The organism is Corynebacterium sp. NPDC060344 (assembly GCF_042725215.1).
In the GTDB taxonomy this organism is placed as follows: Bacteria; Actinomycetota; Actinomycetes; order Mycobacteriales; family Mycobacteriaceae; genus Corynebacterium.
This window is the reverse complement of record NZ_JBHXCS010000002.1, coordinates 435,055-453,034: the sequence shown is the minus strand read 5'-3', so window position 1 is coordinate 453,034 and position 17,980 is coordinate 435,055. Positions and strand designations below refer to the sequence as shown.

16 protein-coding genes are annotated in these 17,980 nt (G+C 69.3%); 4 read left to right on the top strand and 12 right to left on the bottom strand.

Features of this window, described 5'->3' with window-relative positions:
* Nucleotides 1-162 precede the first annotated feature (162 nt).
* Nucleotides 163-975, top strand: a complete 813-nt coding sequence (locus tag ACFWGD_RS04780; RefSeq protein WP_377777426.1) for an enoyl-CoA hydratase-related protein — start codon at nt 163-165, stop codon at nt 973-975.
* A 65-nt stretch (nt 976-1,040) separates the two neighbouring features.
* On the opposite strand, the gene ACFWGD_RS04775 is transcribed toward ACFWGD_RS04780, so the two are convergent.
* The 4 genes from ACFWGD_RS04775 to ACFWGD_RS04760 form a co-directional block, all read right to left on the bottom strand.
* Nucleotides 1,041-1,580, bottom strand: a complete 540-nt coding sequence (locus tag ACFWGD_RS04775) for a hypothetical protein (RefSeq protein ID WP_377777425.1) — start codon at nt 1,578-1,580, stop codon at nt 1,041-1,043.
* A 181-nt stretch (nt 1,581-1,761) separates the two neighbouring features.
* Nucleotides 1,762-2,934 carry an acyl-CoA dehydrogenase family protein gene (locus ACFWGD_RS04770; RefSeq protein WP_377777424.1) on the bottom strand — a complete coding sequence of 391 codons (1,173 nt, stop codon included), beginning with the start codon at nt 2,932-2,934 and terminating at the stop codon, nt 1,762-1,764.
* 738 nt (nt 2,935-3,672) lie between these two features.
* On the bottom strand, nt 3,673-4,488 hold the full coding sequence (gene pcaD, locus ACFWGD_RS04765; RefSeq protein ID WP_377777423.1) for a 3-oxoadipate enol-lactonase: 816 nt from the start codon (nt 4,486-4,488) through the stop codon (nt 3,673-3,675).
* On the bottom strand, nt 4,485-4,832 hold the full coding sequence (locus ACFWGD_RS04760; protein ID WP_377777422.1) for a DUF5997 family protein: 348 nt from the start codon (nt 4,830-4,832) through the stop codon (nt 4,485-4,487). The genes pcaD and ACFWGD_RS04760 overlap by 4 nt, the downstream gene beginning before the upstream one ends.
* Nucleotides 4,833-4,870: 38 nt before the next feature.
* On the opposite strand from ACFWGD_RS04760, the gene ACFWGD_RS04755 reads away from it, so the two are divergent.
* Nucleotides 4,871-5,716 carry a LysR substrate-binding domain-containing protein gene (locus ACFWGD_RS04755; protein ID WP_377777421.1) on the top strand — a complete coding sequence of 282 codons (846 nt, stop codon included), beginning with the start codon at nt 4,871-4,873 and terminating at the stop codon, nt 5,714-5,716.
* 56 nt (nt 5,717-5,772) lie between these two features.
* A complete protein-coding gene (locus ACFWGD_RS04750; protein ID WP_377777420.1) occupies nt 5,773-6,405 on the top strand; it encodes a GNAT family N-acetyltransferase in 633 nt (210 codons plus the stop codon).
* Between the two features lie 58 nt (nt 6,406-6,463).
* On the opposite strand, the gene ACFWGD_RS04745 is transcribed toward ACFWGD_RS04750, so the two are convergent.
* The 7 genes from ACFWGD_RS04745 to glpX form a co-directional block, all read right to left on the bottom strand.
* On the bottom strand, nt 6,464-8,104 hold the full coding sequence (locus ACFWGD_RS04745) for an MDR family MFS transporter (protein ID WP_377777419.1): 1,641 nt from the start codon (nt 8,102-8,104) through the stop codon (nt 6,464-6,466).
* On the bottom strand, nt 8,101-8,778 hold the full coding sequence (locus ACFWGD_RS04740; RefSeq protein ID WP_377777418.1) for a helix-turn-helix domain-containing protein: 678 nt from the start codon (nt 8,776-8,778) through the stop codon (nt 8,101-8,103). Before ACFWGD_RS04740 ends, ACFWGD_RS04745 begins: the two co-directional genes overlap by 4 nt.
* A gap of 407 nt (nt 8,779-9,185) precedes the next feature.
* Nucleotides 9,186-10,337, bottom strand: a complete 1,152-nt coding sequence (locus tag ACFWGD_RS04735) for an aldo/keto reductase (protein ID WP_377777417.1) — start codon at nt 10,335-10,337, stop codon at nt 9,186-9,188.
* A 56-nt stretch (nt 10,338-10,393) separates the two neighbouring features.
* Nucleotides 10,394-12,490 (bottom strand): MMPL family transporter, encoded by a 2,097-nt coding sequence (locus ACFWGD_RS04730; RefSeq protein WP_377777416.1) that lies wholly within the window; start codon nt 12,488-12,490, stop codon nt 10,394-10,396.
* Nucleotides 12,491-12,630: 140 nt separating this feature from the next.
* Nucleotides 12,631-14,088 carry a TIGR01777 family oxidoreductase gene (locus ACFWGD_RS04725; protein ID WP_377777415.1) on the bottom strand — a complete coding sequence of 486 codons (1,458 nt, stop codon included), beginning with the start codon at nt 14,086-14,088 and terminating at the stop codon, nt 12,631-12,633.
* A 183-nt stretch (nt 14,089-14,271) separates the two neighbouring features.
* Nucleotides 14,272-15,672, bottom strand: coding sequence for a class II fumarate hydratase (locus ACFWGD_RS04720; protein ID WP_377777414.1), 1,401 nt, complete (start codon nt 15,670-15,672; stop codon nt 14,272-14,274).
* Nucleotides 15,673-15,788: 116 nt separating this feature from the next.
* Nucleotides 15,789-16,814, bottom strand: a complete 1,026-nt coding sequence (gene glpX / locus ACFWGD_RS04715; protein ID WP_377777413.1) for a class II fructose-bisphosphatase — start codon at nt 16,812-16,814, stop codon at nt 15,789-15,791.
* 197 nt (nt 16,815-17,011) lie between these two features.
* Here glpX and ACFWGD_RS04710 point away from each other — a divergent pair, with 197 nt between their 5' ends.
* Nucleotides 17,012-17,581: a DUF4245 domain-containing protein gene (locus ACFWGD_RS04710; RefSeq protein ID WP_377777412.1), complete on the top strand. Its 570-nt coding sequence runs from the start codon at nt 17,012-17,014 to the stop codon at nt 17,579-17,581.
* Nucleotides 17,582-17,615: 34 nt separating this feature from the next.
* On the opposite strand, the gene ACFWGD_RS04705 is transcribed toward ACFWGD_RS04710, so the two are convergent.
* A complete protein-coding gene (locus tag ACFWGD_RS04705) occupies nt 17,616-17,879 on the bottom strand; it encodes an exodeoxyribonuclease VII small subunit (RefSeq protein ID WP_377777411.1) in 264 nt (87 codons plus the stop codon).
* Nucleotides 17,880-17,980 lie beyond the last annotated feature (101 nt).

Sequence of the window (17,980 nt, the reverse complement as noted above, 5' to 3'; positions counted from 1 at the left end):
TGCCGGGTGAACAGATAGAAGTGGTGTGCCGCTTCTAACTGTTCACCCGGCATCTTTTTGTGCGCCCGGGGAGGGGCACGCGCCGCCCGCGGCGCCCGCGCCGCCGGCTCCGGCCGCACCATTCGCGCCCGGCCGCCGCGCGCGCCGGGTAATTTGGGGGCCATGGAATTCGTCTCCGTCACCCGCGACGCCGGCCTGCTGACCATCGCCATCGACCGCCCCGAGGGCCACAACTCCCTGAACAGGGCCCTGCGCCTGGAACTTCGGGCGGCGTTCGAGGAGGCGGCGGACAAATGCGTCGTCAAGCCCGAAAGCGATGACCCGGACGCCGACGGCCCCGTGCGCGCGGTGCTGCTCAAGGGCGGCAAGAAGGTGTTCTGCACGGGCCAGGACCTGAAGGAGCACCTGGGGGAGATGGGCGACGCGTCGGCGATGGACAAGGTCGACGTCGAGTACAACCCGATGGTCGCGGCGCTGGCGGCGATCCCGGTGCCGGTGGTCGCGGCGGTCAATGGCGCGGCGGCGGGAGCGGGCTGGTCGCTGGCGCTGAACTGCGATTTCCGGGTGGCGGCGCGGTCGGCGTCGTTCAAGGCCGCGTTCCCGTCGATCGGACTGGCGACGGATTGCGGCATCAGCTACCTGCTGCCGCAGCTGGTCGGCCCGGCGAAGGCATTGCAGTTGCTTTACGACGACTCGCCCATCAAGGCCGAGCAGGCTTTCGAGTTGGGTTTGGTGACGCAGGTCGTCGACGGGGACGATGCCGACGACGCCGCCGAGGCGTTCGCGCGGAAGCTGGCGTCGGGGCCGACGGGGTCGTACCGCGAGATCAAGGCGCTCGTGCGGGATGCCTCGGCGATGTTGGCCATCGCCGACCGCGAGTCGGGGGCGCAGAAGCGGCTGGTGGTCACCGAGGATCACAAGGAGGCCGTCGACGCCTTCCTGAACAAGCGCGCCCCGGAGTTCACGGGGCGGTAGGGGGAAGCGTGCCGGAAAGGCGGCCGGTGCGTCAGTCGGTGCCTCAGTGAGTGTGGACGTGCCCCTCAGCTGACGGCGCAGGTGTCATCGGCGCAGGGATTGCGCCGCCACGCCCAGATGACCGCCGCGAGCAGCGCCGCCAGCGAGATCGCCGCGAGGAAGGGCTGCAGCGGCTGCCAGAAACCCAGCGCACCGGACGTGCCCAGCGCCAGCAGCACGATCTTGTTGCACACCGGGCATGCGACGGCGAACATGGCGAGGCCCGCGCCCCCGATCGCCGGCGCCGACTTCTCTGAACCGGGCCGCTGCAGGCCGAAGTAGAGGCCCGTCAATACGGAGGTCGTCACGAGGACGGGCAGCTCCCACGGGCGCACCGGCACATCGCGGCCGAAGATCGGGTTGGGCACGATGTCCGTGGGCAGCCCGATGATCAGGAACGTCGCAAGCGCAGCGCCCAGGGCGGCGAGTACGCGGACCGAGCGGCCGCCGACGTTGACCGTGGCGGAACCGCGATCCGTGATGGTGGCCCGGGATTCGGACGCGAGCACGGGCGTCGCACCGGGGGCGTCGTCGCGGGTGTCGTCGGTCGTCGGCGAAGTCGGCATGGCACAGAGGGTACCGGCGACCGCCGTCGCACTCTCCGCTCCACTCCCACTCCGCACCCATGGCGAAGGCCCGCTCCCACGAGGGGAGCGGGCCGTCGTCAAGCGAAAATGCGAAAGGCACTGACACCGTGCCGCGGGAACCGGGCCAGGAGGAGCGCCGGCGCCCGCCGGGGAGCGGAACCTACGCGGCGCCGCCCTTGGCGATGCGGCGGAAGATGATCTCCTTCATGATCTCGTTGGTGCCGCCGTAAATGGTCTGCACCTTCGTGTCCAGGTAATGCGTGGAAATCGGGTACTCGAGCATGAAGCCGTAACCGCCGAACATCTGCAGGCAGCGCGTGACGATGTCCTGCTGCTCCTCGGTGGTCCAGAACTTCGCCATCGACGCCGCGGTCTCGTCGAGCTCGCCGGCGTTGTGCGCCATCACGCACTGGTCGACGAACGCCTGCATCGACGTGATGCGCGTGGCGATGTCCGCCAGGTAGTGGCCGTGGACCTGGTGCTGGATCAGCGGCTTGCCGAACGTCTCGCGCTCCTGCGAGTACTTGTACGTCAGCGTCCACGCGCGGCGCGAGGCGGCGACGGAGCCGACCGCCAGCGTCAGGCGCTCGTGGGCCAGGTTCGTGCGGAGGTAACCGAACGCGGCACCCTCCTCGCCCAGCAGGTTCGCGCCCGGGACGCGGACATTGTCGAAGTTGAGCTCCGCCGTGTCCTGCGCCTTCAGGCCGACCTTCTTCAGCGGGCCCGACTTGGTGTAGCCCTCCAGGCCGGTGTCCACGATGAACATGGACACGCCGGCGCGGCCCTTCGACGGGTCGGTGATCGCCGCGACCAGCGCGAAGTCCGACAGCATGCCGTTGGAGATGAAGATCTTCGTGCCGTTGAGGATCCAGTCGTCGCCGTCGCGCTTGGCGAAGGTGCGCATGCCGGCCAGGTCGGAGCCCGCGCCCGGCTCGGTCATGGCCAGGCAGCCGATGAGGTCGCCGGCGTTCATGCCCGCCAGGTACTTCTGCTTCTGGTCCTCGTTGCCGAACTTGGCCAGGTACGGGGCGCAGAGATCGTTGAGGGTCCCAAAGGACACGACGATCGAGCCGCAGTCGGACTGCGTGAGCTCCTCATTGAGGACCTGGTTGTAGCGGAAGTCCATCTCGCCGCCGCCGCCGTACTCCTCCGGCGTGGACATGCCGATCAGGCCGAGCTCGCCGGCCTTCTTGAAGATCTCGCGGTCGGGCATGCCCGCCTCGTGCCAGCGCTCGACGTTGGGGGTGATCTCCTTCTCGACGAAGCCGCGGACCATGTCGCGGAACATCTCGTGCTCTTCGGAGAAGTGGGTGCGGGGCAGGAAGTCCTTCATGGGTGTCTCCTCGTGGCTCGGCTGTGAATCTCGAGTCCGGGAGGGGGCGCGGGGTGCGCTCCGCTCGCCGGTATGTCTGTCTCAACCATTATGCATAAATATGTGACGGAGGCCACCAGTTGCCGTGACATTGCCCCCATTTTTGCAATCTCGGAGGGGTTCCTCATGTTTTGAGGGGTGGGTGAGTGACGCCTTCCCGGGCCCGGTGTGCTGGGTTCGGCCCTGGCGACTCGGCACTTTTGCGCGGGAACATGCAGGTGGGGGACGTTTCGTTAATGCGTGCGCTACCCCCGCTAGGGAGTGGTTACCCTAACTTAGGGCAGCCTAAAAAAGTCGCGTTCACCTGCGGTGATGGGCGGCCCGTCCGGGCGTTCGCTCGTCGTCCGCGGGGGTGATTAACGCAAGTGTGTCGTTGTTTTAATCGCGTCGCCGCAGGTCGGGGATTATCGTGACGCTCAGTGGTCAACTGCCACGACAGTCACGACAGTCAGTCACACGCAACCTCCAATTGCACACGAAGAGCGAGGCGGCCATCCCTTGGAACAGGATGGCCGCCTCGCTTTTTGCGTTGCACCGGCCGCGCGGCGCCATGCGAGCGGGCTGCACATCTGACGAGTGTGCGCCTGGGGCCCTGTACCGCACACTCGTGGCAGCCGGCGGGGCTGCACATTCGACGAGTGTGCGACTGGGGCCCCGGGCCGCACACTCGTCGACAGGGTCCCGGCGCGGAGCTTCCGGCTAGAGGCCCCAGTGCTGGGCGAGGACGCGGTTGACCTGCTCCGCCTTCTCGATGTTCACCAGGTGCTTCGCCGGCGAAATGGTGGTGAGGTCGGCGTGGGGGATGGCGTCGTAAAGCGACGTGACCACGTCAAGTGGGGTCGAGGTGTCTTCCTCGCCCGCGATGACGTGGGTGGGCACGGCGATGTCGGCCAGCCGTTCGCGGGAATCGAACCCGGCGATGGCGTGGCAGCAGCCGGCGTAGCCGTCGTCGGAGGTGGTGCGGATGCCCTCAGCGAAGCGGCGGGGCAGCGCGGGGTTGGCGTCGAAGCACTCGTCGGTGAACCAATTGCCCACGACCGTGTCGGCGAGGGCGCCGGTGCCCTCCGCACGGACCGTGTCAGCCTTGTCCAGCCACGTCTCCGTCTCGCCGAACTTCGGGGCGGTGGAGATGAGCGTCAGGGTGTGCAGGCGCTCCGGGTGCTCGAGCGCGATCGTCTGCGCCACGGCCCCGCCGAGCGACAGGCCGACCAGATGCGCCCGGTCGATGCCCAGCGAATCCATCAGCGCCAGCACGTCGTCGGCCAGATCGCCCATCGCGTATTCGCCGGTCGGGGCGGGGGACTCGCCGTGGCCGCGCAGGTCGACGGTGACGATCCGCGCCGCGCCCGCCAACGCCTCGACCTGCGGGTCCCACATGTCGCGCGAGGCGCCCAGCGAACCGAGCAGGATCGCCGTCGGCGCCTCGCCGCGCGCTCCGGAACCGGCACCGGCGCCCTCGCCGGTGGCGGTGGCGGTGGCGGGATGAACGTCGTGGGCAAGCGCGACGGGGGTCACTGCGCGCCCCCGTCCTCCCGCTCGGCCGCGCCGGCGCGCTGCTCGGCCATCGACGTCCGCGCCGCGCGCAGCCAGTCGGGCTGGTCGGCGAGCAATGCCTTGATGTCGTCGGTGGTCAGCGGCTTGTCCATATCGTTGGACTTCAGCGCGGTGATGGTGATGCCCAGTCGCCGGGCCACCTCGGGCCGCGGGTGCGGTCCGGTGCGGCGCAGCTCGGCGAGCCACTCGGGCGGGTTCTGCTGCAGCTCGACGAACTGGTCGTGGCTCAAGTCCGACTGCTGGAAGTCTTCGGGGGTCGCGGGCAGGTAGATGCCCAGTTTCTTGGCCGCGGTCAGGGGTTTCATGGGCACCACGGTAGCACTGGCGAACTAGCATGGCGTTCATGCCGAACGACCCCGGAGACCACGGAGACACCGAGCCCGCCGCCGAAACCAGCACGGAAGCCGCCACTGACGCCGCCGGCCGCGCGCTGCGGGTGGCGTTCGTGCCGGGCGCGATGCCGGAGAAGTGGTTCCGCCGCTTTCGCGAGCGCACGGGCCTGGCGCTGACGTCCTTTTCCGCGGACGACCCGGTCCTCGAGGTCGCCGCGGGCCGCGCGGACATGGCACTGGCGCGCGATCCCCGGGACGACGATGCGCTGCACCGGATCAGGCTTTACGACGAAGCACCGGGCATCGCCGTAGAGAAGGAGCACGTGCTGTCGCTGCTCAAGGACGGTGACGTGGTCGATCGCGGGGAGCTCGAGGGTGAGACGGTGCTCCTCGACGCCTCCGGCGGCGCGGCGAACCCGGCGGATCCGGGAGAGGTGCGCGACATGCTGCAGGTCGTGGCCACCGGCGCGGGCGTGCTGCTGGCGCCCCGGCCCCTGCTGCGTGCCCTCAACGCCCGCGGCACCACCCACCGCGAGATCGCCCCGGCCGACGGCACCGCGCCGACGACGCTGTGGCTGACCTGGCCGAAGTCCGGCGACGACGAACTGACGCAGGAGCTCGCCGGCATCGTCCGCGGCCGCCGCGAAGGGTCGCGCCGCTCGGCGCTTTCCGACGACGATGCGCCGAAGAAAAAGCTCACGGCGCGGGAGAAAACGTTGGCGAAGCAGGCGCGTCGTCAAGCGGAAAAGGGAGGCGCGGGCACCGGCGGAAAGCCGGGGGCCAAGCGGGGCGGAAAGCCCGCCGGCCCCGGCGGCCGCGGAAAAGGCGGCCCGCGCAAACCCAAACGGCGACGCTGAACAGCAAATTCAGCGATTCATTCGACGCGGGCCGCCAAATCGGACAGACTGGACACATGGCTGACGGAAACCGCGGATTCAGCATCCGGTTGATGCGCGAAGAGGACTACCCGCAGGTGCAGGTGATCTACGAGATCGGCCTCGACACCGGGCACGCGTCGTGGGAGCACTCGGCGCCGGACTGGGAGGGCTTCAGCGCACTCAAGCGACTGGACCTGTGTTACGTGGCGACGTCCGACGACGACCCCTCCAAGATCCTCGCCTGGTCGTCCGCCTCGCCCGTGTCCAAGCGGCACATCCTGCGCGGCGTCATCGAGGACTCCATCTACGTCCACCCCGACGGGCAGGGCATGGGCATCGCCGGCGCGCTGCTCAAGCACCTCATCGACGAGGCGACCGAGAAGGGCTGCTGGTCCATCCACTCGTGGGTGTTCCCCGAAAACGTCGGGTCGCTGAAGCTGCACCGCAAGGTCGGGTTCCGCGAGGTCGGCGTCTACCACCACATGGCCAAGATGACGTACGGGCCGATGGCGGGGCAGTGGCGCGACATCATCATCCTCGAGCGGCTGCTGGAAAAGCCCGAGGAGCGCGCCGAAAAGCGCGCCATCAAGGAGGCCGAGGAATCCGGCGACCCGGTGCGGCCCGTCCTGGACAAGCTGGACAACGCCGCCGACCAGGTCGGGGCCTGACCGGACCTGAGCGCGGGGCCCGGCTCGGCCCCGCGGCCTGATTCCGGCCTGACCGGACCTACTCCACGGTCTCCTTGAGCTTGTCCTCGCGGACGAACGCCAGGATGATCGCGGCGGTGGCCATCAGCGGCACCAGCATGAGCAGCACGGGCGTAAAGCCGTCGTTGTAGCTGGACACCACGATGTCGTGGATGGGGCCGGGGAGGCTGTCCAGGATCGCCGGCGTCAGCGTCGAAGCGGCCTCGGGGGAGAACCGCGCACCGTCGGGCATCCGCTGGATCAGCAGGTCCCGCATGCGGTGGATGAAGATCGCGCCGACGACGGACGAGCCGACGGCGCCGCCGATCTGGCGGAAGAAGTTGTTCGCGGCGGTGGCGGTGCCCACGACGCGCACGGGGAACGAGTTCTGCACGATGAGCACCAGCACCTGCATGACCAGGCCGAGGCCGAAGCCCATGAGGAACAGGTTGCCGCCGATGACCGCGGTGGGGGTGCCGGGGTCGAGGGTCGACATCAGGCCGAGCGCGGCGGCGACCAGCGCCATGCCGGCGACGGGGTACCACTTGTAGTGGCCGGTGCGGCTGATGATCCAGCCGACGGTGATGGAGGTGCCGAGCATGCCGATCATCATGGGGATCATCATCATGCCGGCCAGGGTGGGCGACATGCCGTGGACCATCTGCAGGTAGGTGGGCAGGTACGCCATCGTGCCGAACATGCCGACGCCCATGGCGAAGCCGGCGAGGGTGGTGAGCACGAAGTTGCGGTTGGCGAACAGGGCCATGGGCACCAGGGGGTTCTTCGCGCGCTTTTCGACGGCCACGAACAGGAACCAGGCCACCGCCGAGATGGCGATGAGGGAGAGGATCATCGGGGACGACCACGCGTACTGCGTGCCGCCCCACGTGGACATGAGGATCAGCGACGAGGTGGCGATGATCATCAGCGCGGTGCCGGTCCAGTCGAAGTCGCCGGTGGTGGGGCGCTTGGGCAGGCTCAGGTAGCGCCAGGCGAAGAACAGGGCGATGAGGCCGAGGGGGACGTTGATCCACAGTCCCCAGCGCCAGCCGGGGCCGTCGGTGAACCAGCCGCCGAGGACGGGGCCGAGCACGGAGCTCAGGCCGAACACGGCGCCGAACAGGCCCATGTACTTGCCGCGTTCCCGGGCGGAGACGACCTCGGCCATGATGGCCTGCGACGACACCATCAGGGTGCCGGCGGCCAGGCCCTGGGCGGCGCGGGCGACGATGAGCAGGGTCATGTCCTGCGCCAGAGCGCCGATGATCGAGCCGACGATGAACGACGAGATGCCGAAGAGGAACAGCCCCTTGCGGCCGATCATGTCGCCGACCTTGCCCACGATGGGCAGGGCGATGGTCTGGGCCAGCAGGAAGCCGGTGATCACCCACGACATGTGCTGGACGCCGCCGAGTTCGCCGACGATGGTCGGCAGGGCGGTGGAGAAGATCATCTGGCCCAGCGAGCTCATGAGCATCGACAGGATCAGCGAGGTGAGGATCAGCCCGAGGGCGCCGCGGTTCTTCTCCACGACCTGGATGTGCTCGGTGACCGCGGTGGCCGTCGCGGTGGCGGTGCCGCCGGCCGCGGGGGCCGTGGCGGTGCCGTCGGCGGTGGTGGTGCCGGCGCCGGCGGCAGTGCCGGTGGCGGTGGCGTTCGCGGATTCGGGTGTCGCGGTCACTTGATCAGCTCCTTCGAGAATCGGGTGAAGAGTTCCGCGGTGTCGCGGATGGGGGTACCGTCGACGCCGATGCGGTCGTTGTAGACGGCGAACCATACGGCCTCGCGGATCAGGCCGGTGATCAGGCCGGCTTCCTCGTCGGCGCTGAGCTCGGGCATGAGGCGCGCGCCTGGGTGATCGTCGAGGTGCGCGGCCACCGCCATTCGCATGCGGCGCAGCGTCGCGGCTTGGCTGGTCATGGACACGGTGAGCATGCTCGGCGTGGCGTTGATGATCTCCCGGCGCAGCGTGCGCAGCCGCCGGTGCCGCTCGCCGCGTTCGGCGGCGGGCAGATCATCGTCCTCCAGCGAGGGACTGGCCACTCCCGCCTCGATGATGTCGAGCAGCGCGGAGTAGGGGGTCGAGCCGGATCCTGTCGCGGCGTCGGTGAAGGCCGCCGCCTCGGCGTCGCCGAAGACCAGCAGGCCGCGGCCGAAGATCGCGTGGTCCTTCGACGAGAAGTAGTTGAAGAACGTCCGCCGGCTTATCTCGGCCGCGGCACAGATGTCCTCCACGGTGACGTCGTCGTAACCGCGGTCGGCGATGAGGGTGATCGCCGCGTCCTCGATGCTGCGCCGGGTGCGGCGGCGCTTGAGTTCGCGCAGCCCGCACTCTGAGTTGATTGTTTCTTCCACGAGGTGCAAATCTACACCCGGTGCAAGTTTGCGCGCAATGCAGCGTTTGGTGGCTTTCGTCGCACGCGGCACCTATGCGTGACGGCGGTCACGCGGCCGCCCTGTCACGTGGCCACCTTGTCACGTGGCCACCTTGTCACGTGGCCGCCGGTCACTTGGCGGCCCGTCACGTGGCCGCCGGTCACGAGGTCGCCCGTCGTAAAGCACTCGCGCCGGGTCAATGGCCGAGTTAGTTGCATGGCGCAGCCACACGATTTTCGGTCCTGGGGTTATACCGTCGTTCACCCGGCGTGTGGCTGCATTATGCGACTAAGGCGGAGTCCCGGCGGGTGCTCGGCCACGCAATTGGGGCTGCGGCTCACTTATGGCGGGGCCCGGAAGCTCGCACGCCCGGATGAGACGGCGGCTCAGTCGCGGACGGATTCGGTCGCGCCGGCCCACTGGTTGATGCCGCGGTCGACGGCCCACTCGTCGATGGCGGCGAGCTCCTCGTCGCTGAACTCGGCGGCGCCGGCGGCATCGAGGTTCGCGTCGAGCTGTTCGACGGAGCTGGCGCCGATGAGCGCCGACGTGACCTCCGGGCGGCGCAGCACCCACGAAATGGCCATTTGCGCCAGCGTCTGGCCCCGCTCGGAGGCGATGCCGTTGAGCGCGCGGATGGCGGCGAGCGTCTCGTCGGTGAGGAAACCGGAATCCATCTTCCCGTCGCCCAGGCGGGAGTGCTCCGGCACGCCGTCGAGGTAGCGGTCGGTGAGCAGGCCCTGGGCGAGCGCGGAAAACGCGATGACGCCGATGCCCTCGTCGGCGGCGACGTTGAGCAAGCTGGGGGAGCTCGCCGCCGCGCCGGCCTCAGTGCCAGCCCCCGCGCCGGCCTTGGCGCCGGCCGCCGATCCTGCACCCGATCCAGCGCCATCCCCTTCGCCCGCGCTGCCGGGGCGCTCGATCCACCGGTTGAACATGGAGTAGCTGGGCTGGTGCAGCACCAGGGGAGTGCCCAGGTCGCGGGCGATGGCCTGCGCGCGCCGCGTCGTCGCGGGCGAGTAGCTGGAAATGCCGGCGTAGAGCGCGCGGCCGGAGCGGACGATGTGGTCCAGCGCCGCCATGGTCTCCTCCAGCGGCGTATCCGGGTCGGGGCGGTGGTGGTAGAACACGTCGACGTAGTCCAGGCCCATGCGCTTCAGCGACGCATCGCAGCTGGCCACGAGGTACTTGCGCGATCCGCCGAAGCCGTGCGGGCCCTCCTGCATCCACCAGCCGGCCTTGCTGGTGACGGTGATCTCGTCGCGGTAGGGCGCCAGGTCCTTGGCCAGCAGTCGGCCGAAGTTCTCCTCGGCGGATCCGGGCGGCGGCCCGTAGTTGTTGGCGAGGTCGAAATGCGTGACGCCCCTGTCGAAGGCCCTGCGCACGATTGCGCGCATGCCGTCGAAGGGGCGGTCGTCGCCGAAGTTGTGCCACAGGCCGAGCGAGACCTCGGGGAGCTTCAGCCCCGAGGTGCCCGCCCGGCGGTGGGGCATGGCGTCGTGGTGGTGCGGGTCTGCGGAATATACGTCCGGGTACATGGCACCCAGGATGCGCTTTTCCGGTGAATGCCGCTACCTTCCGGGCCGGTGCCGCTTTACGACGACACCAGCTCCTGCTTGTCGGCGTCCGCCCGCTCGTTCGGCGGCTTCGACGGCCACCACATGCGGTCGCCGAGGAGGTCGAAGAGGGCGGGCACGACCAGCGTGCGCACCAGGAAGGTGTCCAGCAGGATGCCCAGGCCGACGACGATGCCCACCTGGCCCAGCGTGATCAGCGGCAGGACGCCGAGGACGGCGAAGACGGCCGCCAGGACGATGCCGGCCGCGGTGATCACCCCGCCGGTCAGGCCCACGGCGCGGGACATGCCCTCGCGGGTGCCGTAGCCGGCGGCCTCTTCCTTGGCGCGCAGCACCAGGAAGACGGTGTAGTCGATGCCCAGCGCGATGAGGAAGATCAGCGAGTACAGCGGCACGGAGACGTCGAGCGCCGGGAAGCCGAAGATGTGCTCGGAGACCAGCGCGCCGGCGCCCAGTGCGGCGACCGCCGACAGGGTCGTGGCCATGAGCAGGAAGATCGGGGCGATGACGGCGCGCAGGATGATCATCAGCAGGAAGAGGATGACCACCAGGATGATCGGCACGATCAGCAGCGTGTCGCGCTCGGTGGAGTCGCGGGTGTCCAGCGTCTGGGCGGACTGGCCGCCGACCAGCGCCTCCGGGTCGGCCTCGTGGGTGGCCGCGCGCAGGTCCTCGATCTCGCGGAAGGAATCGGAGGTCGCGGGCTCGGAGTCGGTGACCACGGTGAAGCGGGTGAGCGTGCCGTCGTTGGACTCGGTCGGCGGGCCCTGGATGGTGGCGCCGTCGACGGACTCGATGGCCTCGGTGACCGTGTCGGCCGATCCGGCCGGGGCGATGACCGACAGCGGCGAGGCGGCGCCGGCGGAGGTGTACTCCGCGATGGTGTCCAGGCCGTCGGCGGCCTCGGACTCGGTGCGGAACTGCTCGGTGGTGGACAGGCCGATGTTCGCGCCGAACAGGCCGGTGCCCAGCACCGCGAGCAGCACGATCATGCCGGCCAGGTAGGCGGCGGGGCGCTTGGCCACGGCGTCGGCGACCTTGTACCAGCCGGAGGACTTCGCGGTGCGGTTGTCGTCCTCCACGCGCGGGATCTTCGGCCAGAACAGGCCGCGGCCGCACAGCGACAGGGCGGCGGGCAGCACGAACAGCGCGAAGGCCAGGGCGACGAGCAGGCCGATGGACAGCGAGATGCCCAGGTAGCGGTAGGCCGGAACGACGGCCAGCGCCAGAGCCAGCAGGGCGAAGACGACGGTGAGGTTGGACGACACGATCGCCGAGGTCGAGGCACGGGTGGCCTTCGCCAGGGCCTCGCGGTGATCGGCGTGGCGGCGCAGCTCCTCGCGGTAGCGGCTGATCAGCAGCAGCGCGTAGTTGGTGCCGGCGCCGAAGACGAGCACGGACATGATGCCGGAGGTCGACGAGTCGAACTGCAGCGGCGTGAACGACGCCACGAGCTCGACCAGCAGCGAGGCGGCGCGGTCGGCGATGGCCACGGTGAGCAGCGGGATCAGCCACAGGATGGGGGAGCGGTAGGTCAGGATCAGCAGCACCGCGACGACGAGGGCGGAGATGCCCAGCAGCGCGAAGTTGGCGCCGTCGAATGCGGAGGCGGTGTCGGCGGCGAAGCCGGCCGGGCCGGTGACCTGCAGCTGCAGGCCGTCGGGCAGGTCCTGCTTGCCGGCGTCGCGCATCTCGGCGATGGAGTCGGCGAGACCGGCGCCGTTGATGTCGCCGGGGAGGGTGAGCACGGCCTGGGCGGCTTCGTCGGCAAGCGGCACGGCCGGGGAGACCTGCTCGACGGCCTTGTCGCCCTGCCAGTCGCCGAGCTGCTCGAGGGCCGATTCCGGCAGCTCGATGCCGGCCATGGCCTCGGCGGAGGCCTGGGCCGCGCCGATGTCCTGCGGGCCGAGGGCCTCGCCGTCCTCGCGGGAGAACACGGCGATGGCGGTGAGCTGGTCGCCGCCGGGGAAGTCGGAGGCGAGCTGCTGGACCTTCGCGGACTCGGAGTCCTGCGGCAGCGTCGCCGGGGCGGAATCGCCGGGCTCCAGGTTGGAGGTCAGGCCGGTGAGGCCCCCCACGAACAGCAATCCGATCAGGATGGTGATCGCGGCCATGGCCTTGGAGGTGATGTGTTTGACGGGTAGTCGCTGGGAGAGGCTTCCGGAGCTCATTGCGCTAGTTTTGCATGCATTTTGCGCCCGGGGTGAATGGCGTGAGATTGCCGGGGGTAACTTATCGACGCATTGTCGATATGTTAGCGATCGTTGCGCAGCAATTCGTGGCGCAGCGCGGCCTCCAGATCGGGGAACCGGAAGACGTGGCCCGCGTTTTCCAGGGCCCGCGGGATTGCCCGCTGGTTGGCGAATGCCAGCTCATCGGCGCCGCGGCCGCCCAGCACGAGCTTCGGCGCGGCCTTGGGCACGGGGATCGCCGCGGGCCGCCGCAGCACCTTGGCCAGGGTCTTCGTGTACGTCTCGTTGTCCACGCCGTTGGGCGCCACGGCATTGAACGGGCCCGACCACGCCGGGTCCAGCGCCGCCCGGTGGTAGACGTCCAGCAGGTCGTCGAGCGCGATCCACGGGAACCACTGGCCGCCGTCGCCGAGCTTGCCGCCCAGGCCCGTCGACGTGATGCCCGCCAGGAGAGGCAGCAAGCCTCCGCCGCCGGCCTGCACGAGCCCGGTGCGGACGTTCACCACGCGGACCCCGGCGTCCCGGGCGGGGTCCCACGCAGCCTCCCAGTCCCGGACGATGTCGGCGAGGGGGCCGTCTCCGGCGGGGGCGGCTTCGTCGAGAAGCTCCGTGCCCCGGTCCGACCCGTAGTACCCGACCGCCGACGCCGACACGACGGCCTCCAGGCCCGCCGACGCCGCGACCTCGGCGAGCTTCCGGCTGGGGCCGACGCGCGAGTCGCGGACCCGGGCCAGGTGCTTGTCGGTGAAGCGTCCCGCGATCGGCGCGCCCGCGAGGTGGATGAGCACGTCGATGCCCTCGAGCAGATCCGCCGCCGGCGACTCCGGGTCCCACGTGCGGGTGCCCGGGTCGGTGGAATTGGAGCGGGTCAGCTTGACGACGTCGTGTCCCGACGTCGACAACAGCGCGCACAGCATCGAGCCGACCGTGCCAGAGGCGCCGGACACCGCGATGCGCTTGTGTGGCAGGGCGTTGAGGGGATGGGGTCGGGCGGAATTCTCGCCCGAGACGTCGCCGTCACGTTCCGGATCCAGGATTGCCGCGAGGCGGTCCGCGGCGGCGAAATCGCCCTCTAGAACGGCAGCGCGGTAGGCGAAGACTCCGGCGATGGCGCGGCGGGGAGCGCGCGAGGTGACCTCGTCGACGACGTTGGTCCACCACGCGGGGTGGTCCTCGCCGGGGCCGCGGACGTCCTCGAAACGGTGGACGTGGCGCCAGGCGAGCGTGCGGCGGAACGGCTGGTTGGTCACGCGATCGGCGAAGCGATGGCCGGCGACGTAATCCTCCGGATCATGCTCGGCCACCCACGTCAGTCCTGCGGGCATGTCGAAGGTGGTGGTGCCGTCGCGGAGGTTGCCGGCCTCCTGAGTCGGCGTCATCGGCAACCACCCCGGCGTCAGGCGCCGCACCGCGCCGGGCCGCGCGAACCAGTCGACCACCCGTTCCCGCGGATGAAACAACAGGTGGGTGAAACGTGCGGTGGTCGGGGCGGCGATGCGGGAAATGAACGGGATGTCCATGAGCGCGTCCTCTCGTGCGGCGGCCGGAATGCGCGCCACCGGGCCAGGCCACGCACCGGGGCGGACTCTTGGTGAACGACGATACGTGAGGTGGGCGGCGGACCGTCGAAAAGCAGAGCGCCCCGCCCCCGGAAACCCGGGGACGGGGCGCGGTGCTTCGGTCCGGAGACCGGAAACCGGAAACTAGTCGCGGTCGGTGTTGGCCATGGCCAGCACGTCGAGGCGCTTGTCCAGCTCCTCCTCCGTCAGCTTCTCGCCGTCGACGAAGCCCATGTCGATGACGGTCTGGCGGATGGTCTTGCCCTCCTTGAGGGCGGTCTTGGCCACCTTGGCGGCGTTCTCGTAGCCGATGGCGGAGTTCAGCGGCGTCACGATGGACGGCGAGGACTCGGCGAGGGTCTTCATGTGATCCTCGTTCGGCTCGATGCCGTCGACCAGCTTTTCCGCGAACACGCGGGCCGTATTGGCCAGCAGGCGCGAGGACTCGAGGACGTTGCGCGCCATCACGGGGATGAACACGTTGAGCTCGAACTGGCCCTGGGTGCCGGCGAAGGCGACCGCGGCGTCGTTGCCGATGACCTGCGCGGAGACCTGGGTGGCGGTCTCGCACAGCACCGGGTTGACCTTGCCCGGCATGATCGACGAACCCGGCTGCAGATCCGGCAGGCGGATCTCGCCGAGACCCGTCAGCGGGCCGGAGCCCATCAGGCGGATGTCGTTGGCGATCTTGTACAGCGACACGGCGACGACGCGCATCGCGCCCGAGAACTCGACCAGCGCATCGCGGTTGGCCTGCGCCTCGAAGTGGTTCTTGGCCTCCGACAGCTGCTCGACCTCGGTCAGCTTCTTCAGCTCCTCGGTCACCTTCGCGCCGAAGTCGGCCGGGGTGTTCAGGCCGGTGCCGACCGCGGTGCCGCCGATGGGCAGCTCGCCCAGGCGGGCGACGGTGGCCTCGATGCGCTCGATGCCCAGCTCGATCTGGCGGGCGTAGCCGCCGAACTCCTGGCCCAGGGTCACCGGGACGGCGTCCATGAGGTGGGTGCGGCCGGACTTGACCACGGACTTCCACTCGGCGGACTTCTTCGCCAGCGACTCCTGCAGGACCTTCAGGCCCGGGATCAGGTCGTTGACGGCGGCCTCGGTGGCGGCGACGTGGGTGGCGGTCGGGAACGTGTCGTTCGACGACTGGCCCATGTTCACGTGGTCGTTGGGGTGGACCTCGACGCCGTTGGCCTTCGCGATCGACGCGATGACCTCGTTGGTGTTCATGTTCGACGAGGTGCCCGAGCCGGTCTGGAAGACGTCGATCGGGAACTCGGCGTCGTGCTTGCCCTCGGCGATCTCCTTGGCGGCGGCGACGATGGCGTCGGCCTGCTCGCCCGGAAGAAGGCCACGGTCCTTGTTCACGATCGCGCACGCAGCCTTGAGCAGGCCCATCGCGCGGATCTGCTGGGACTCGAGGCCGCGGCCGGAGATCGGGAAGTTCTCCACGGCACGCTGGGTCTGGGCACGCCACAGGGCGTCGACGGGCACCTTGACCTCGCCCATGGTGTCGTGCTCGATGCGGTACTGCTGCTCGGTCATAAATTCCTCTTTCGTCTCGGGTCCATCTGAGGTGTGAAAGGTGGATGGATTCCACCCCTAAGTATGACGCAACCGCCGGGGAGCGTGGCGACGCCCACCCCCGGCGGAAACGGTCCTTACAGGTCGATGTCCGGGAAGCCGTCCTTGCCGTAATCGACGGAGGAGAACTGGCGCAGCTTCTCCAGCGAGTGCCACGCCTCGATGTTGCGGACGGTGCCGGACTTGGAGCGCATGACCAGCGAACGGGTCCAGGCGCCCTTGCCGCGGTAGGCCACGCCGCGCAGCATGTCGCCGTTGGTGACGCCGGTGGCGACGAAGTAGCAGTTGTCCGAGCGGACCAGGTCATCGGTGGTCAGGACGGTGTCCAGCACCAGGCCGGCGTCGAGGGCCTTCTGGATCTCAGCCTCGTCGCGCGGGTGCAGCTTGCCCTGGATCTCGCCGCCCATGCACTTCATGGCGCACGCGGTGATGACGCCCTCCGGGGTGCCGCCGATGCCCATCATGATGTCGACGGAGTTGGTGGACTGCGCGGCGGCCACGGCGCCGGCCACGTCGCCGTCGCCGATGAGGCGGACCTTCGCGCCCGACTCGCGGATCTGGCGGATCATGTCCTCGTGGCGCGGGCGGTCGAGCACCATCACGGTGACGTCCTCCTTGCGCAGGCCCTTGGCCTTGGCGACGGCCTTGATGTTGTGGTCGACCGGCGCCTCGATGTCGATGGTGCCCGCGGCCTCCGGGCCGACGGCGATCTTGTCCATGTAGAACACGGCCGACGGGTCGTACATAGAACCGCGCTCGGCGGCGGCCAGCACGGCGATGGAGTTCGGGCGGCCCTCGGCCATCAGGGTGGTGCCGTCGATCGGGTCGACGGCGATGTCGACCTCGGGGCCCTCGCCGTTGCCGACCTTCTCGCCGTTGAACAGCATCGGGGCCTCGTCCTTCTCGCCCTCGCCGATCACGACCACGCCGTTCATGGTGACGGTGTTGATGAGCTTGCGCATGGCGTCAACCGCGGCGCCGTCGCCCTTCTCCTTCTGGCCGCGACCCACCCACTGGCCGGCGGCGAGCGCCGCGGACTCGGTGACGCGGACCAGCTCCATGGCCAGGTTGCGGTCGGGAACTTCGGGATTGATGGCAGACATGTTCGGGTGGCCTCCGTCGTTGATGAAGCGTCTACAGATCGGCGCGTGCTGAGGAATCGCCCGCCCGTTTCCGGGCCGGCGGCCATGCGGGACGCGCCCCACATGGGCTCACCCCAAGTGTTCCACTTTTTCGGAAATCACGGCGGGCAGGGCGGTCGTGTTCGGGGGTGGCGGGCCCTGATGGCATACTTGGCCCCGTGAAATCGGAGAAGCCCAGGATCCTGCAGGACGGCCGCGACATGACCATGACCCTCGTGGTCCTTGGCATCGCCATGCTGGTCACGGTCGGCTTCACCGGCCTGTGCACCTTCAATCCCGGCGCCCCCGACAACGGGCCGGTCCGCGACGTCGATTCCGCCGCGTTCCTGCAGATGGAGACGCAGCGCGCCGATTACCCGGTCCGCGAGCCGGCGACCCCCGAGGGCTGGCAGCCCAATTCCGTCCGCGCGGGCATGGCGGAGGGCCACACCACGACGATCCTCGGCTTCGTCACCGCCAACGGCGACTACGTCCACGCCCTGCAGACCAGCGCCCCCGCCGATGCCCTGCCCGCCGACGGCAAGGCCCGCCTGGATGACGGCACCGAAGACGTCGACGGCGTCACGTGGGTGAAGAAGGACGGCGTCGACCCCAACACCCGCCGCACCTGGGTCGCCGATCTCGGCGATTCCCGCATCCTCCTCGAGGGCTCGGCCAACGACGAGGAGTACCGCGAGCTGGCCAAGGCCATGCAGGACGCCAAGGTCCTGGAGAAGCAGACCAACTAGCCCGGCGCCAAGGTCATCGCCTGGCTTGCTGGCTTTACTCGGCCCCGTCCCCGTCAGAGCCCTTCGCCAACGCGGCCTCCACCTTCGCCTTCGCCCCGGCCAGGTGCTCCTCGCACCTGCGGGCCAGCGCCTCGCCGCGCTCCCACAGCGCCAGCGAATCATCCAGGCCCATCTGGCCCAGCTCCAGCAGCTTCACGGTTTCCACCAGCTCGTCGCGGGCTTCCTCGTAACCGAGCTTGTCGACGTCCACCTGCTCAGATCCCCGGCCATCACCCGCGCCGACAACGTCCTGGTTCATGTGCGTGTTCCTCTCGTCTCCCGGTCATGTGCCGGGATCAATTGAAGTGTCGTGTTCGTGGTTTGCCGCTATGCGGCCGGTCCTGCCGTGATCGGTCTGGC

Excerpts from the sequence above, each read along its gene's own strand:
- ACFWGD_RS04780 (WP_377777426.1), top strand. The coding sequence starts at position 163 with ATGGAATTCGTCTCCGTCACCCGCGACGCCGGCCTGCTGACCATCGCC.
- ACFWGD_RS04775 (WP_377777425.1), bottom strand. The coding sequence starts at position 1,580 with ATGCCGACTTCGCCGACGACCGACGACACCCGCGACGACGCCCCCGGT.
- ACFWGD_RS04770 (WP_377777424.1), bottom strand. The coding sequence starts at position 2,934 with ATGAAGGACTTCCTGCCCCGCACCCACTTCTCCGAAGAGCACGAGATG.
- ACFWGD_RS04760 (WP_377777422.1), bottom strand. The coding sequence starts at position 4,832 with ATGAAACCCCTGACCGCGGCCAAGAAACTGGGCATCTACCTGCCCGCG.
- ACFWGD_RS04755 (WP_377777421.1), top strand. The coding sequence starts at position 4,871 with ATGCCGAACGACCCCGGAGACCACGGAGACACCGAGCCCGCCGCCGAA.
- ACFWGD_RS04750 (WP_377777420.1), top strand. The coding sequence starts at position 5,773 with ATGGCTGACGGAAACCGCGGATTCAGCATCCGGTTGATGCGCGAAGAG.
- ACFWGD_RS04735 (WP_377777417.1), bottom strand. The coding sequence starts at position 10,337 with ATGTACCCGGACGTATATTCCGCAGACCCGCACCACCACGACGCCATG.
- ACFWGD_RS04730 (WP_377777416.1), bottom strand. The coding sequence starts at position 12,490 with ATGGCCGCGATCACCATCCTGATCGGATTGCTGTTCGTGGGGGGCCTC.
- ACFWGD_RS04725 (WP_377777415.1), bottom strand. The coding sequence starts at position 14,088 with ATGGACATCCCGTTCATTTCCCGCATCGCCGCCCCGACCACCGCACGT.
- ACFWGD_RS04720 (WP_377777414.1), bottom strand. The coding sequence starts at position 15,672 with ATGACCGAGCAGCAGTACCGCATCGAGCACGACACCATGGGCGAGGTC.
- glpX (WP_377777413.1), bottom strand. The coding sequence starts at position 16,814 with ATGTCTGCCATCAATCCCGAAGTTCCCGACCGCAACCTGGCCATGGAG.
- ACFWGD_RS04705 (WP_377777411.1), bottom strand. The coding sequence starts at position 17,879 with ATGAACCAGGACGTTGTCGGCGCGGGTGATGGCCGGGGATCTGAGCAG.